The 14560-nt window shown below is 64.1% G+C and carries 14 protein-coding genes and 2 pseudogenes; 13 read left to right on the forward strand and 3 right to left on the reverse strand.

Annotated features, from left to right (window positions below):
• Positions 1–246: 246 nt before the first annotated feature.
• A pseudogene (locus tag GE253_RS19485) lies at positions 247–1577 on the forward strand (IS1380 family transposase).
• 396 nt (positions 1578–1973) lie between these two features.
• Here the strand turns inward: GE253_RS19485 and GE253_RS19490 are convergent.
• Positions 1974–2261: pseudogene (locus GE253_RS19490) on the reverse strand (integrase core domain-containing protein); the annotation flags it as partial.
• 595 nt (positions 2262–2856) lie between these two features.
• Positions 2857–3288, reverse strand: coding sequence for a helix-turn-helix transcriptional regulator (locus tag GE253_RS19495; protein ID WP_153205823.1), 432 nt, complete (start codon positions 3286–3288; stop codon positions 2857–2859).
• A 244-nt stretch (positions 3289–3532) separates the two neighbouring features.
• On the opposite strand from GE253_RS19495, the gene GE253_RS19500 reads away from it, so the two are divergent.
• The 5 genes from GE253_RS19500 to GE253_RS19520 all read left to right on the forward strand — a co-directional run bounded on the left by GE253_RS19500 (position 3533) and on the right by GE253_RS19520 (position 8221).
• Positions 3533–3856, forward strand: coding sequence for a helix-turn-helix domain-containing protein (locus tag GE253_RS19500; protein WP_153205824.1), 324 nt, complete (start codon positions 3533–3535; stop codon positions 3854–3856).
• 2 nt (positions 3857–3858) lie between these two features.
• A complete protein-coding gene (locus GE253_RS19505; protein ID WP_153205825.1) occupies positions 3859–4716 on the forward strand; it encodes a ParB N-terminal domain-containing protein in 858 nt (285 codons plus the stop codon).
• Positions 4716–6683, forward strand: coding sequence for a transposase domain-containing protein (locus GE253_RS19510; protein ID WP_153205826.1), 1968 nt, complete (start codon positions 4716–4718; stop codon positions 6681–6683). The genes GE253_RS19505 and GE253_RS19510 overlap by 1 nt, the downstream gene beginning before the upstream one ends.
• A 75-nt stretch (positions 6684–6758) precedes the next feature.
• Complete coding sequence (locus tag GE253_RS19515; protein WP_153205827.1) at positions 6759–7559, forward strand: AAA family ATPase; 801 nt, start codon at positions 6759–6761, stop codon at positions 7557–7559.
• Positions 7560–7783: 224 nt separating this feature from the next.
• Positions 7784–8221: a regulatory protein GemA gene (locus tag GE253_RS19520; RefSeq protein WP_173012740.1), complete on the forward strand. Its 438-nt coding sequence runs from the start codon at positions 7784–7786 to the stop codon at positions 8219–8221.
• Positions 8222–8329: 108 nt separating this feature from the next.
• On the opposite strand, the gene GE253_RS19525 is transcribed toward GE253_RS19520, so the two are convergent.
• The gene (locus GE253_RS19525; protein WP_153205829.1) at positions 8330–8947 is read right to left on the reverse strand and encodes a hypothetical protein; all 618 of its coding nucleotides are present in this window, start codon (positions 8945–8947) and stop codon (positions 8330–8332) included.
• 74 nt (positions 8948–9021) lie between these two features.
• On the opposite strand from GE253_RS19525, the gene GE253_RS19530 reads away from it, so the two are divergent.
• From GE253_RS19530 to GE253_RS19560, 7 genes are all read left to right on the forward strand, one after another.
• Positions 9022–9402 carry a hypothetical protein gene (locus tag GE253_RS19530; protein WP_153205830.1) on the forward strand — a complete coding sequence of 127 codons (381 nt, stop codon included), beginning with the start codon at positions 9022–9024 and terminating at the stop codon, positions 9400–9402.
• Positions 9403–9560: 158 nt separating this feature from the next.
• The gene (locus tag GE253_RS19535) at positions 9561–10076 is read left to right on the forward strand and encodes a hypothetical protein (protein WP_153205831.1); all 516 of its coding nucleotides are present in this window, start codon (positions 9561–9563) and stop codon (positions 10074–10076) included.
• Positions 10076–10408, forward strand: a complete 333-nt coding sequence (locus tag GE253_RS19540; protein WP_153205832.1) for a hypothetical protein — start codon at positions 10076–10078, stop codon at positions 10406–10408. Before GE253_RS19535 ends, GE253_RS19540 begins: the two co-directional genes overlap by 1 nt.
• Positions 10409–10949: 541 nt before the next feature.
• On the forward strand, positions 10950–11438 hold the full coding sequence (locus GE253_RS19545) for a hypothetical protein (protein WP_153205833.1): 489 nt from the start codon (positions 10950–10952) through the stop codon (positions 11436–11438).
• Between the two features lie 312 nt (positions 11439–11750).
• Positions 11751–13010: a hypothetical protein gene (locus GE253_RS19550; protein WP_153205834.1), complete on the forward strand. Its 1260-nt coding sequence runs from the start codon at positions 11751–11753 to the stop codon at positions 13008–13010.
• Between the two features lie 576 nt (positions 13011–13586).
• Complete coding sequence (locus GE253_RS19555; RefSeq protein ID WP_153205835.1) at positions 13587–14024, forward strand: hypothetical protein; 438 nt, start codon at positions 13587–13589, stop codon at positions 14022–14024.
• Between the two features lie 80 nt (positions 14025–14104).
• Positions 14105–14407: a hypothetical protein gene (locus tag GE253_RS19560; protein WP_153205836.1), complete on the forward strand. Its 303-nt coding sequence runs from the start codon at positions 14105–14107 to the stop codon at positions 14405–14407.
• Positions 14408–14560 lie beyond the last annotated feature (153 nt).

Below are 14560 nucleotides of genomic sequence, written 5' to 3' on the forward strand. Positions count from 1 at the left end.
CGGTGCAAGGACCATTGACGACCTCTGGAGGGCCATTGGAAACATATGCGACCTCTACGACCAAGACGAATGCTGGAACTACTTCAAGGCCGCAGGATATGCGTCCGATTAAAAGCACGTTGCTCTAGCCCGGATTATGCACCGGTGTCGTGTTGAGGGTTGGCGGGTGTAGCACAAGTCATTGATTGGGTTTAGGATTCAGTCGCCAAACACAAATCCGCCCGATCCAAGGACGCTGCACCCGCCATGCGAGAGAATACGCCGCTGCTGCCCGGCCTGTCACCCGTTTCAGGCAAGTCGGTGGAGGCCTGTTTCGATGGAGGCAGCCTGTCGTCCGATGCCGGTGTGCTGGCACTGCGCGAGATCGATATCCGGTTGAATGTGGCGGCGCGGCTAGCCGCCTGTATCGCCGATACACGTCAGCCTGATCGGGTCCGGCACAGTCTGGCCGACATCATCCGTTTTCGCCTGCTGATGATCGCCTGCGGCTATGAGGATGGCATCGACGCCGACAGTCTCCGCGGCGATCCAGCTTTCAAGATGGCGCTCGGCCGGTTGCCCTCGGCGGCGGATCTCTGTTCGCAATCCACCATCTCGCGTCTGGAGAACCGACCGGACACCCGCGCCCTGCTGCGCATGGGCCGGACCGTGGTCGAGCTTTACTGCACCAGTTTCCGCCAGGTGCCGCAGCGCATCGTGCTGGATATCGACGATACGTTCGACGCCACCCATGGCCACCAGCAGTTACGGCTGTTCAACGCCCATTACGATGAGTACGGCTTCCAGCCCATCATCGTGTTCGATGGCGAGGGCCGGTTCGTCGCAGCCTGCTGCGTCCCGCCCGCCGCCCCAGCGGTCGGGAGATAGCTTCCCACCTGCGCCGCCTGATCCGGACGATCCGGGCCCACTGGCCCCGGGTGGAGATCCTGGTTCGGGCCGACAGCCACCATGCAGCGCCGGAGGTGTTCAACCTCTGCCGGGCCAGGGGCGTGGATTTCATCCGCGGGCTGGCCACCAACGCCGCCCTGCGTGCCCATGTCATCCCGCTGGAGGCCAGCACCAGGGCACGGGCGACGGGACCGGACAAGGTCCGCCGCTTCAGCGAATTCCATGATGCCGCCCGCAGCTGGTGTCGGGTCGAGCGTATCATCGCCCGCGTCGAGGCGGGGCCCCAGGGCGTGGACACCCGCTTCATCGTCACCAGCCTGACCGGTGGGCGGGGCAAGTGGCTCTATGAACAGGTCTATTGCCGCCGGGGCGTGGCGGAAAACCATATCAAAAGCTGGAAAACCCATCTGGCCGCCGACCGCACCAGTTGCACCCGCGCCACCGCCAACCAGATGCGCCTGATGCTGCACGCCGGTGCCTATTGGCTGATGTGGGGCCTGCGCTCCCTCATGCCACGTCGATCCCCCTGGCGAACCGCACAGTTCGACACGCTGCGCCTGCGTCTGCTGAAAATCGCCGCCCGCATCGTCGAGATGAAGACCAGGCTGCGCGTCCATCTGCCAACCGCATGCACCGTCCAGCCCGTGCTCGCCATGGTCCTGACAAGGACAACCCGCCTCGTCACCTGAAACGCAGGGCAGCGTGCCCAGCCCAAACCCGTCCCGCCAACCCCAAAACCAGCATCCGGAAACTCGCCAAGCGGCGCGAACAAGGCGCTGTGACCGCACAACCCTGCCCAGAACAAACACTACCACGTGGCGGAACTATCACCTCCTCGGTGCATAATCCGAGTTAGCTTTCGTCAATCTTCGAAAGAAATTGAGCAAATTGGCGAGGAGTTGCGAGAGGGACCTTGCGTGGTCATATATATGGACGGCGAATTAGAGATGGATGCTATTTTGAGATTTGATGAAGGAATCGGACATTGGGTGGGTGTGCCAATTCCTAACACTATAAGATATATGAGAGCTGGTCCCCAATGACCGGACAGTTTTTGTTCGGCGTTAAGCATGGCCCTGTTCAGTTCACGCCGCCAAACACAGTTTGTCCGCCCTTTGCCTGTATGCCTCGTCGGGTGTTTGTCCCCCGAGCGCGGAATGAGGGCGTTGGGTATTGTAGTCATCGATCCAGCGTCCGATCCCGGCCCTGGCCTCGCCGCCGGTCTCGAAAGCGTGGAGATAGACGCGTTCGTATTTCAGTGACCGCCAGAGCCGTTCGATGAACACATTGTCCATCCAGCGGCCCCTCCCATTCATGGAAACCTTGATACTGGCATCGGTCAAGATGCCGGTGAACCTCGGGCTGGTGAATTGGCCGCCCCCTCCACTGAACACCGACACATAAATTTAGAAAGCGTGGAGCGTGCGGAGCTGGGAGGGAATTTGGTAGGGGGGGGGGAGGGGGGAGGGCAGATGGTTCTGGAGACGGGGGGATGAAGAAAAATTTCCCCGAATCGGTAGCCCCACCACATAACCGTAACCCGCCGAAAATGGAGCGCTGCAGTCTGCAAAAATGACCCGCAAAGATGCCAGATCAACAATCACACCAGCCGCCGTAACACCGCCCAGTCCGGAAATCCCCCCCGCAATAACCACCCTAACCCCAACCCCACCCGCAACCCGTACAGCCGCACAGATGTTGCGGCGGGCCGTGCCCGCGAAAAATGCCTTCATCTGATCAACGGAATAAAGCGCATGCATATAGGTTCATCCTGCTCGGCTGCGTCCCGTCGCCCGGCGCGACAGGAGGTGGTTGACAGCTGCGGAGGCCTGGACATGCGCGTGCCCGGTGCCAGAGGCGCCCAACCCCCGGCGCCATAGACCCTCCAGGCCTATGGCCTTTCGACCATATGCAAAAGGATAGGGGCGAATCAACCCCCTTCCTCCATAATTTTCATTGCATATTCCTTCATGCACTCTTCGCCGCAGGGGGGGCCATCAGGTTATGCAAATCTGCCACATTCTTATCATAAGTATTTAATATCATTGCACTTAGCTGCTCCGGCGTCAGCGTCACGCCCATCGACTCAGCCTGTTCCAGATGCACCTCTATCAAAGCCTGCATCAGGTTGCGGTTATAACCCGTCGCCAAACCCGGCAATCCGGCCGAATCTCCCCGCATCGGCCCCACACCCGCAATCAGCCAGTCCAGCGACACACCCGTGATCCGCCGGATCTTCTCCAGCATCTCCAGCGGCGGTTCAGAACGACCACGCTCCCAATTCCCCAATGTCGTCTTCGGCACGCCCAGATGTACGGCAAATTGTTCCCGCTCCATCGGCAGCCGCGCCTCTATCAACCGGGACGAAAACGCAGTTTCTGGTTTCAACGGGCGGGCCATAGCTGAAAACTCCCTTTCAGTGTCGGGGGCATAGTTTCAAAACGGCGCTTATCGCCTTGAAAATACGTATTTTCCGGTCGGTATTCGGCTAGAAAGAGTAAAAAATGCACCTATAACAGTTGAAAGCCTCTTTTCCGGTTGAATATGCGCCAATATGGCATTATTGTTTTTCTCATCCGTAGGAACTTCCACTCCTCCCGTGCCGGCCTGGCAGGACCAGCATCAACCTGAAGGACCAAATGCGATGGCCGCCACCCGGGGCCAGCACAAAGCAGATATCAAAAGCACGCTGGAAAAGCGTGGATTGACCCTGCGATGCCTGGACAGGGCCCATAATCTGCCCCTTGGCACATGCAGTTTCACGTTGCGTGAACCCCATGCGGTGGGTGAGCAGGTTATTGCCGCCGCCCTGGGGGTAAGCCCAGGGGAACTGTGGCCGCACCGTTACCGTACCGATGGCGTCCGCCTGCGACCGCAGCCCGCGGCCAACTATAGGACGCCCCCTCAAAAACCCAAAACGTCTGAAACGCTGCGCCGTTTTAACGCTAATACCATTGAACAGGTGTAAAAATGAAGGAATTGGGCCTTCAGACCATCCCCCTGGACCAGATCGATGATCAGGACCGGCTGCGCCCGGTGGATGCCGGCCAGGTGCGTTTTCTGGCCGAAAATATCCAGCAGACCGGCCAGCTGTTGCAGCCGATCACCCTGCGTTATCTGCGCGATGGCGCCTATAAGCTGATGGCCGGCGGCCACCGGCTGGCCGCCGTGCGGCAGCTGGGCTGGACCGAGATCGCCGCCTTTGTCTTTGAGGCCAATGGCGATGAGGCGCGGCTGGCCGAGATCGACGAAAATCTGGTCCGCCATGAGCTGAACCCGCTGGATCGCGCGGTTTTCCTGGCCGAACGCAAGGCGCTCTATGAAAAAATGCACCCGGAAACCCGCCATGGTGCCCAGGGCGGCCGGGGGGCGAAGCGCAATGAAGACGACACGCTGTCGTTTTCAAAGGAAACCGCCGCCCGCGTCGGCCTGGATGAACGCACCATCCAGCGCGCCGTGATGATTGCCAGCCGGCTGGCCCCCGATGTGCGCAGCCGCATCGCCGGCAGCGCCATCGCCCACACCCAGACGGAATTGCTGGCCCTGGCCCGGCTGCCGCCGGCCGAACAGCGGGCCATTGTGGACGAAATGCTGGCCGACAGCCCGCGTGCCCGCACTGTGGCCGCCGCCCGGCGGCTGGTGACCGGCGGCCAGCCGGAAGAGCTGGACCCGGAATCCAACAAGTTCGCCAAGCTTGTCGCGCTGTGGGGCCGCTGTGGCCCCGTGGCGCGGCGGGATTTTCTGACCCATCTGGCCGCCAGCGGAGACCTGACCCGCTTCGGCCCGATCAAAAGAGGAGGCAAGACCAGCCAGGATGAGGCCGCCTGATGAGCACGATCCCGCATCACCAGAACAGCGACTGGTACAGTGCCGCCGATATGGCCCGCTTGATGGGGATCAGCCATCAACGTTTCAACCAGATCGTCGCTGAACGGGGCTGGCGCAGCCCGGCAAATCTGCGCTGTACCGGCCACCCAACCGGTATATGGCGCCGTGAAAACGGCAAAATCCTCTACCATTATAGCCTTCTGCCAGCCCTGGTGCGCGCCAGGCTGGCAGCAGGCACCCAACTTGCAACCCCAACCGATGACAGAAAGGCGGTGAAGCAGCGATTGGCCCGCGACCAGCTCTGGGCCCTGTATGAAAAAGCCAGTGACAAGACCCGCGACCGCGCCCGCCGCAAGCTTGCCGCCCTGCAAGCCGTGCACACTTGTGTACAAAGCGGTATGGCCAAGGACGCATCGGTACGGATGATCGGCCAGGAACAGGGTTTTTCCGCCGCCTCTTATTATGGCTGGGAAACCCGCGTGGCCGGCATCGACAGGGCCGACTGGCTGCCCTATCTGCTGGACCGCTATACGGGGCGCGTCGCCGACCCGGAAAGCTGTTCGGATGAGGCGTGGGAATTCATCAAGGCCGATTACCTGCGGCCCGAGGCCCGCGCCTTTGAGGTGTGTTACCGCACGCTGGCCCATGTGGCCACGCAGAAGGGCTGGACCATTCCCAGCAGCCGCACCCTGTTGCGGCGGCTGGAACGGGAAATCCCGGTGGTGGTGCGGGTGCTGAAACGCGAGGGGCTGGACGCGCTGAAGCGTCTGTTCCCGGCGCAGGAACGCGACCGGTCCATGTTCCACGCCCTGGAGGCGGTGAATGTGGATGGCCACACCTTTGATGTGTTCGTGGCTTTCCCCGATGGCAGCATCGGCCGGCCCTGTCTGGTCGGGTTTCAGGATCTCTATAGCGGCCTGATCCTGTCCTGGCGGGTGGACCGGTCGGAAACCAAGGAGCTGGTGCGGCTGGCCATCGGCGACATGGTGCGGCGCTGGGGCATTCCCGACCATTGCTGGCTGGATAATGGCCGCGCCTTTGCCAGCAAATGGATCACCGGCGGCATCGCCAACCGCTATCGTTTCAAGGTGAAGGAGGAGGAGCCCTCCGGCCTGCTGACCGATCTGGGTGTGGCGGTCCATTGGACCACACCCTATCACGGCCAAGCCAAGCCGATTGAACGGGCCTGGCGGGATTTCTGCAACAATATCGCCAAAGACCCAAGGCTGGCCGGGGCCTATACCGGCAACAACCCCACGGCCAAGCCGGAGAATTATGCCAGCCGCGCCGTGCCGCTGGATGATTTCCTGAAGGTGGTGGCCTGGGGCATCCATGAGCACAATAACCGGCCAGGGCGGGATACCAAGGTCTGTGGCCGCCGCCTGTCCTTTCAGGCGGCGTTCGAGGCCAGCTATGCCCAGGCCCCCATCCGCAAGGCCACGCCGCAGCAGCATCGCTTATGGCTGCTGGCGGCCGAGGGGGTGAAGGCGCGTGACCGCGACGGTGCCGTGCATATCGAAGGCAACCGGTATTGGGCGGAATTCCTGACCCAGCACCGGGGCACCAAACTGGTCGCCCGTTTCGACCCGCAGGATCTGCACGGGGAGGTGCATCTTTACAGCCTGTCCGGCTCCTATCTGGGGGCGGCACCCTGTGTGGAGGCGGCCGGCTTTGCCGATATCGCCGCCGCCCGCGCCCATGCCGCCAAACGCAATGCCTGGCTGAAAGCCGTGAAACAGACGGCCAAGGCCGAACTGGCCATGTCCATCGAAGAGGTGGCGGCCCTGCTGCCCGAGGCACCGGAGGCCCCGCCGCCGCCCGCCCCCGGCATCATCCGCCCCGTCTTCGGCAATAATGCCTTGAAGCCGGCAGTGCCGGTGCCGGTGGCGGACAGCGATCCGGAGGCCGATGTGCTGGCCAGTTTCAGCCGCGCCGTGGCCCGGATGCGGCTGGTGGAGCGGGAGTAAAGGGGGCGAAGGGGTAAGGCTTCGAAAAGCACCCTGCATTTCCGGACAGAGACAAACCAAAAACAGGAGCAAAATGTGATCGTGCAACAGGATGCCGCCCCCTCCGGTGCGGCGGGGCGCAGCCGTGCGCCCGCCCCCCCGACCAACCGGGCCCCGCAGGCCGGCTTTATCAATACCCCCACCGCCGGCCGGATTATCCCCATCCTGCATTATGCGCAGATGGCGCCGGATTTCGCCGTGGTGGTGGGGGTGCCCGGTGTCGGCAAGACCGAAGCGCTGAAACATTATGCCGCCAGCAACCCCCATGTCTGGCTGGCCAGCATGGAACCGGCCACCACCAAACCCGGCATGATGATGCGGGAAATCGGCCGGGCCATGGGGCTGGATTTGAAATCGCTGGCCGATGCCTCGCTGGAAATCCGCCGCCGGGTGGAGGGCACGCAGGGGCTGATCCTGATCGATGACGGCCAGTTCCTCTCCACCCTGGCGCTGGACCAGCTCCGCACCATCCATGACAAGGCGCAGATCGGCATCGCCATCATCGGCAATGCCGCGCTCTATGCCAATATCAATGGCAGCGGGCGCAAGACCGAACTGGCACAACTGTTCAGCCGGGTGGGGATGCGGGCCAATATCCAGAAACCCAGCGATGGCGATATCACCGCCCTGCTGCGCGCCTGGGATGTTGCCGATGTGGAGGAAACCAAATGGCTGCGGGTGATCGCCCGCAAGCCGGGCGCCCTGCGCAGCCTGACCAAGCTGTTGAAACTGGCCACCCTGCTGGCCGATGGCGAAGACCAGCCCCGCCGCCTGAAACATATGCAAGCCGCCTGGGGCCAACTGGCCGGCGCGGAGATTGAGCCGCAGGCGGCGTGAGGGGGGGCGTTGCCCCCCTCACCGTCATTCCCGCCCCACCCCACCGTCATTCCCGCGAAGGCGGGAATCCAAAATCCGCGCTGTCGTATGGATTCCCGCCTTCGCGGGAATGACGGTGAGGAGAGCAGGCAGCGGGAATGACGGTGGGGACAGCGGGAGAGTCAATGACGGTGGGCCTGCCCGATGACACCCCCAAACACCCCCCCACTCCCCCGGATACCCCCATGACCAAACGCCCCCCCATACCGGCGGAAAGCCAGCGGGCCCGCGCCATCCGGGCCATCCAGAGCCGCCGCCGCCAGATCCCCGCTTTGGCAGAGGACGACACCTGGCGGGATTTCATTGAACGGGCCACCGGGCTGCGCTCCCTGCGCAGTATGCCGGTGCCGTTTCTGGCCCAGGTGCTGGATGCGCTGGCCGCCGCCGGGGCCAGCGCCGGACCGGGCCGCAGCGGTGACCGGCAGCTGGCCAAGCTGCGGGCCGAATGGATCAGCCTGCATGAAGAAGGCGCGACGCTGGATGCGTCCGACGGGGCGCTGCTGGCCTGGGCCGGGCGGCAACTGGCCCGCCCGGTGGATCGGCTGGACGATCTGACCAGCGCCGATAAACGCCGCCTGATCGAAGGGCTGAAATGCTGGGCCCTGCGCCTGGAGCAGGATTAAGCCATGGGCTGGCTGTTGTCTCAACCAGCTCATCACCGACCCTGGATACTGATATCCAGTGCGGCCCAGCCTCGTACCCGGACGCCCGCTGGGCTAGGAGGTTGTTGGTCAGGGCACCAAAATTGGCACGACCTCGCCAATTTTCTTATCCAGGGCGGCGACACCGCTTCGAAGCAGGGTGCTTCTTGTAAGAATTGTAACGACCGAGTTACCTTTTTCGGATTTTACCTGCTCTTCGTCCAAATCCTTCAGTTTCTGCAAGTCTTCCGCCTCTACGCCGATTTCCACCAGCTTATCATATATGGCGGGAAGACATTTTCTGAAGAGGAACTCGTCGCTGACCCCATTAGAGGGGCAGTGGAAATTATTGGCCCAAGCGTCATTAAGGGCTCGTCCAGCCTTCAGAACGCTATTGATGCGATCCATTTGTTCAACTGTGATCGCATTTTCCGGAACAGCCATCCGTGCTTGGGTGTCAATCTCCACCAGCATCTCTTCAAGTTTGGTTCGCGTTATGTCACTGGCGATCTGCGCCTGCAAGCGCACCAAACCTTCGCGTATGGCCGTCCGGCGCGGATTTTCTTGGTTCTGCGGCGGCGCGGGTGGAGTTGCTTCGGCTTCTGCCTTGGTGGGGGCTTCCGCAGCCCCGTCCTTCTTCTGATTGTCAAAACACCCGGTCAGTGCCAGCACCAGGGCCAGGGCGGTGGTAAGCTTCATCAAACGCATGGTTTTTCTCTCCACATACACAAGTGCGGCGCATCATGGCGAGGCAATTTCCGCCTGTCCACGGGAAAGCAACCGTGACGGCGCCGCCCATCGATACGCGCGGCTGGCCGCCGGGGCTGGTGGAGGTTGCCTCCCGGATCGGGGCGGAGGCGGCGTTGAAGCTGGCGCGCGAATATGGCGGCGTGCGGCTTTATGTGCCGCAAACCATGCGGTCCGGCCACCCGATTGCCCGGCTGATCGGCCTGGTGGCGGCACAGGCCCTGTGCGACTGGCGGCCGGGGGAACAGCTGGAACTGCCGACGCTCTATGCCATGCGGGCCAAGAAAGCCATGATCATCAAGGCCGAAGGCAGCAACCGCGCCATCGCGCGCAGCCTGGGTGTCAGCGAGCGCTATGTCCGCCAGGTGCGCAATGCCGGCCGCACCCGCGAGGGGGAGCCGGATTTGTTTGAATAAGTGTTTGCGGGAATGACGGTTAACATCAAATCCCGTTGATGCGAACGCACCGGGATTTGGCCCGGCGGCGACCGCCAGCCCCCCCCCGGAACAAATTCCCCCCGGATGGCGGGGGCCCCCCCTTCTACCATCCGGCCCCTGTACAACGGGGGAAAATCATGTTGCCCATCCATCTTGCACGTTATGTCGTTCAGCCCACCCTGGCCCATATGGGCGAAGGGTTGCGGGGGTTCGAAACGCTGCCGGCGGTCTGGCTGGTGGTGGGGACGGCGGCGGTGGAAAGCGGCTTTCGCGCCATCGATCAGCATAGCGGACCGGGCGACCGGACCTGGGGCCCCGCCTATGGGTTCTGGCAGATCGAACCGGCCACGGCCGAGGATATCCATAATAATTACCTGCATTTCCGCTCCGGCCTGGACCAGCGGCTGCAACGGCTGCTGGCCGCCCGGCCCGACCGCACGGCGCAACTGGCGACCAACCTGTCCTATGCGGCGGCCTTGTGCCGGCTGATCTATTGGCGGCAGGCGGATTGCGTGCTGCCCCAGACGGTGGACCCCGCCCGCTTCGCCGCCCTGTGGAAGCGGTTCTACAACACGCCGGCCGGGGCCGGCACAGAGGCGCAGTTTCTGGAAAGCTGGCAGCGGCTGGTCGCCCCCTGGCTGGAGCCTTTGTGATGGACCCTCGTTTCTGGCGCGCCCTGATCGCGGCCCTGGTGCCGCTGGCCCTGCTGCTGGGCTTTCTGGCCGCCGCCCTGGTGCTGCCGGCCCGCGCCGATGAACCCATCACCCTGCAACTCTCCCCCGCCCTGGCCGGGTTGGGGGAGGCGTTGTTATCCGCGCTGGTGCTGTTGCTGGCCTGGGCGATCCGCCGCCTGACCCGCTATCTATCCAGCCGCCAGGCCACCCGCCTGCGCCGCCTGGCCGAACAGGCCCTGGATGCGCAGTTGGATGCCGCCCTGTCGCCGCCGCCCCCGTCGCGCAAACGCGGGGGCCGGGGGCAGAAATAACGCGGGGGCAGGGGGGCGCTCCCGACACACTACCGTCACCCTTTTTCTCTCCACCGTCACCCTTTCTCTCCACCGTCACCCCGGCGCAGGCCGGGGTCCAGGTTCGTAGAGCAAAGCGCTTGTGGCCCCTGGACCCCGGCCTTCGCCGGGGTGACGGTAAGGAGAGAAAGGGTGACGGTAAGGAGAGAAGGGGTGACGGTAGTGAGAGAGCGGGAGCGGTGGGCGGTGGTGCTCTCCATCGTCATCCCCACTTTCCACCGTCATCCAGGCTGCGGCGCACGCGCAGGGGGCGTATAAGACGGGACGCCTCCCCTCTCTCCCCCGCCCAGCTCCCCCAAAAGAAAGCCGGCCGCGCAACACCCCTTGCGCGGCCGGCTTTTTTTGTCCCCCACCCGCAGGCGGAACTGCTTCCCGCTGTAGGGGGGAGGGCGGCCCCCTTACCTTCCGGCCATCGCGCTGATCACCAGCCAGCAGAACGGGGACCATCCATGGCCAGACAGCTCAGCGGAAACCAAGCTTTTGCCCCGGCGGCGGTGCTGTCATGAGCGGGCTGGTGGCCATCCGGGAGGCCATCGCCACCCGCCTGCTGTCCGTGCCGGAGATCGGCCGGGTGCATGATTGGGAACGGCCTTTTACCACAGCCGCCGGGTTGCAGCAATTTTACGGCTGGCCGGCGGAGACGGCGGAAGCCCCCATCCGGGGCTGGTGCGTTACGCTGCGGCGGTTCTGCGGCAGCCCGGCGCGTACCGGCCGGGGCCGGCGCATCACCTGCCAGTGGCGCATCACCGGTTACCTGTCGCTGCAAGATGCGGCGGCGTCGGAGATCACCCTGACCGGCCTGATCGACAACATCGCCGCCGCCTTTGATGCCGATCCCACCCTGGGCGGCACGGTGTCCCGCTGCGCCAAGGGGGAACCGCCCGACACGCTGGCCGGCATTCAGTTCCGCAAGATCACCGTGCTGCGCCTGCCCGAAACCCCGCCCTGCCACGAGGTGTGGCTGACCCTGCCCACGCAGCATTTCGCCTGAGGTCACCATGGCACCACCCTTCGCGGCGCAGAAGAGCAGGCCGGGAACCGGCCCGGCGGCGACGGCCGCCGCGCGGCACGTGCCGCGTGAAGCCAAGCTGCCGGAGGCAGCGCCCGGCACTTGAGGGAACAAAGAAACACACCCAACCGAGGGGGGCCGCAACAGGGGTGACCGCAACCACGGGCACCCCGGCACCCCTGGCCAGAAGAAGAACAAGAAGACCGGCCAACGGCCTCCCCACCCCCAACACAGCTTTGCTGAAACCAAAAACCCGGCCGCGCCCGCGATGTGCCCGCCGGTAAGGAGACACTCATGCCCATTCTCAGCAGCCCGAAGAATTACCGCGAGCAGATTCTGCTGGCCAAGGCGGAAGCCAGCTATGGCGTGGATGCCGGCCCGACGGGCGCCAATGCGCTGCGCTGCTATGACGTGCAGATCAAGCCGCTGCAGGCCGACAAGAAGACCCGCAGCTACATTCAGCCGCATCTGGGTGCGCGGCCCAGCCTGATGGCGATGCAGCGCAGCGAAATCAGCTTCAAGGTGGAAGCCTGCGGCGCCGGTGTGGCCGGCGAGCTGCCGCCCCACCATGATCTGCTGCGCGCCTGTGCGCTGAATTCCACCCAGGTGGCCGCCACGCCGACATCCACCATCGCCTCCATCGCCACCTATGGCGCTGGCGGCGGCGGCACCGTCACCTATACCCGCACGGCCGCCTATGCCGGCGTGCTGGCCCGCACGGTGACGGCCACCTGCACCACGGCGGGCGCCAGCGGTGCCGCCACGTTCACCATCGCCGCCCCGGCGGTGGGCCATCTGCCGGCCTATAATGTCACCAACGTCACCCTGACCGATGGCACGGCGCTGGCGCTGCCGGGCGGGGCCAGCATCACGCCGACGGTGGGCACTGCCTTTACCGTGGGCAATACGTTCTCCATCGCGCTGACCCCGGCGGAAACCCGCTACGAGCGCACGTCCGACCGCGCCACCCACGGTTCCGTCAGCCTGTACATGATGATCGATGATGAACGTCACAAGATCGTCGGCGCGCGCGGCACGGTGAAGCTGGTGCTGGGCATTGGCGAATTCCCCTATTTCGAATTCTCCATGACCGGTTATTTCGCACCGCCGGAACTGGCCGTGGCCCCGATCGGCGATTTCAGCGACTGGACCGATCCGCTGCATATCGCCGCCGACAGTTCCAGCCTGTGGCTGGCCAACAAGGAACTGGTGGCCAACAATGCCGAACTGGACCTGGCCAACACCTATGCCCTGAAGGAACGTATCGGCCGCCGCGCCGTGCGCATCAACGAATGGGCGACCAAGTTCACCAGCACGGTGGAAGCCCCGGCCCTGGCCGATCTGGACCTGTGGAACGTGTCGCAGAGCCGCACCCGCATCACCGCCCAGGTGCTGCATGGCAAGGTGCCGGGCAATGCGCTGTTCATCGATCTGGCCTCCATGCAGATCGACGCGCCCAGCCCGTCGGAAGATGAATCCGATTACATGCTGGGCATCACCGGCGACGTGCTGCCCGTGCAGGGCGATGACGAGCTGAAGCTCTGTTTCCGTTAAGTTTTTCCGGGTTTCCCGGAAAAATTTAACGGGGTTTTTTCCTGTTCCCTCAGGCGCCGGGCGGGCGCATCCGCGCCCTTGGCTTAACGCCGCACGTGCGGCGCGGCGGCAGTCGCCGCCGGGCTGGTTGCCGGTAAAGGCAACCAGCCCGGGTCGGGCCTGGGGGGCCGTTCTTCGCAATGGCCTCCCCGGGTCGGGCCGCTCTCTTTGGTGCTTTCTACGGTTCCCGCCTTCTCACCACCGTCACCCCACTCACCACCGTCACCCCACTCACCACCGTCACCCCACTCACCACCGTCACCCCACTCACCACCGTCACCCCCACTCACCACCGTCACCCCCACTCACTACCGTCACCCCGGCGAAGGCCGGGGTCCAGGTTCGTAGAGCAATGCGCCTGTGAGTCTGGATCCCGGCCTTCGCCGGGATGACGGTGGAGAGTGGGGATGGCGGTGGAGAGAGCACCACAGCCCACGTGAGCACCACAGCCCACGCGGGTACCACCACCCACGCAGGCACCAACCGCCTTCCCCCTCCACCCACAACCCTTTTTCCTATCTTCCAGGAGTTCCCACCATGGGTTTGAAAGTCGCTTCCGAAGTCACCGTCCGTCGCAAGGCCATCATCCGCGAGCCGCGCAACGACCATTCCTTCTATGACCACAGCGTGAAGATCGACTTCACCATCATGGCCAACAGCGAGGAAGACGAGCTGTACAAGCAGACCTTCGTGGCCCCGCTGCGCTCTGACTTCGTGACCGACGAGGATTACCGCCGCGCCGTGCAGGAACATGAAGCACAGGCCCGTGGCTATGCCCGCAAGCTGTTGACCAAGGTGGTCACCGGCTGGCCGTCGGACAAGAAGGAAAGCGGCCTGGAAGACGCCAATGGCGAGGCGCTGGCCTTCTCGGACGAGGCGTTGGCCCAGCTTCTGGAACTGCCCTACGCCGTCACCGGCCTGGTGAAGGCGTACCGTGAAGCGGTGGAAGGCAAGGGCGGTCAGCGGGGAAACTGATCGGGTTCGCCGAGGCCTGGGCGCGTGGGTTCCGGCCCGCGCGCCTGAGCGAGGCCGAGGCGGGCGATCAGCTGGCGCGGTTGACGGGGCAGGCGGATGCCCCGCCACCACCGCCCTCCGCTCCCCCCGCCCCGGAACGGCGGGAGGATTACCCGGTTCTGGAATGCCTGGTGCCGCTGGCCCTGCTGTTCCTGCGTGCTGCCAGCTCCATGCGCCGCCCCGCCATGGGCGGCCCGCCGCTGGGCATGGATTGGGTGCAGGTACAGGCCCTGGCCAGCATGACCGGTTTTCCCATCACCGCCTGGGACGTGGACACGCTGGACGACATGGCCGCCACCGCCTGCACCATCCTGCACGAACAGGCGGCGCGGCTGAGTGATTAAGCGGGGGGAGACGGCCAGGAACCCGGCGCGCCCTTGTTTTTCAATCCCTTGCCCTTTCTCCCCCCATCATTCCCGTCTTCGCGGGAATGACGGTTTAAGGCGCTGGAAAACATCAGGAAATCTCGCTCGGCGACTGCCGCCGTTTCCGGGAAC

The organism is Niveispirillum sp. SYP-B3756, from assembly GCF_009495745.1.
In the GTDB taxonomy this organism is placed as follows: Bacteria; Pseudomonadota; Alphaproteobacteria; order Azospirillales; family Azospirillaceae; genus Niveispirillum.

Bases quoted from the DNA above. Each gene is read 5' to 3' on its own strand.
- GE253_RS19525 (WP_153205829.1), bottom strand. From the start codon at position 8,947: ATGCGTTTGATGAAGCTTACCACCGCCCTGGCCCTGGTGCTGGCACTG.
- GE253_RS19505 (WP_153205825.1), top strand. From the start codon at position 3,859: ATGAAGGAATTGGGCCTTCAGACCATCCCCCTGGACCAGATCGATGAT.
- GE253_RS19500 (WP_153205824.1), top strand. From the start codon at position 3,533: ATGGCCGCCACCCGGGGCCAGCACAAAGCAGATATCAAAAGCACGCTG.
- GE253_RS19510 (WP_153205826.1), top strand. From the start codon at position 4,716: ATGAGCACGATCCCGCATCACCAGAACAGCGACTGGTACAGTGCCGCC.
- GE253_RS19550 (WP_153205834.1), top strand. From the start codon at position 11,751: ATGCCCATTCTCAGCAGCCCGAAGAATTACCGCGAGCAGATTCTGCTG.
- GE253_RS19520 (WP_173012740.1), top strand. From the start codon at position 7,784: ATGACCAAACGCCCCCCCATACCGGCGGAAAGCCAGCGGGCCCGCGCC.
- GE253_RS19540 (WP_153205832.1), top strand. From the start codon at position 10,076: ATGGACCCTCGTTTCTGGCGCGCCCTGATCGCGGCCCTGGTGCCGCTG.
- GE253_RS19495 (WP_153205823.1), bottom strand. From the start codon at position 3,288: ATGGCCCGCCCGTTGAAACCAGAAACTGCGTTTTCGTCCCGGTTGATA.
- GE253_RS19545 (WP_153205833.1), top strand. From the start codon at position 10,950: ATGAGCGGGCTGGTGGCCATCCGGGAGGCCATCGCCACCCGCCTGCTG.
- GE253_RS19535 (WP_153205831.1), top strand. From the start codon at position 9,561: ATGTTGCCCATCCATCTTGCACGTTATGTCGTTCAGCCCACCCTGGCC.
- GE253_RS19555 (WP_153205835.1), top strand. From the start codon at position 13,587: ATGGGTTTGAAAGTCGCTTCCGAAGTCACCGTCCGTCGCAAGGCCATC.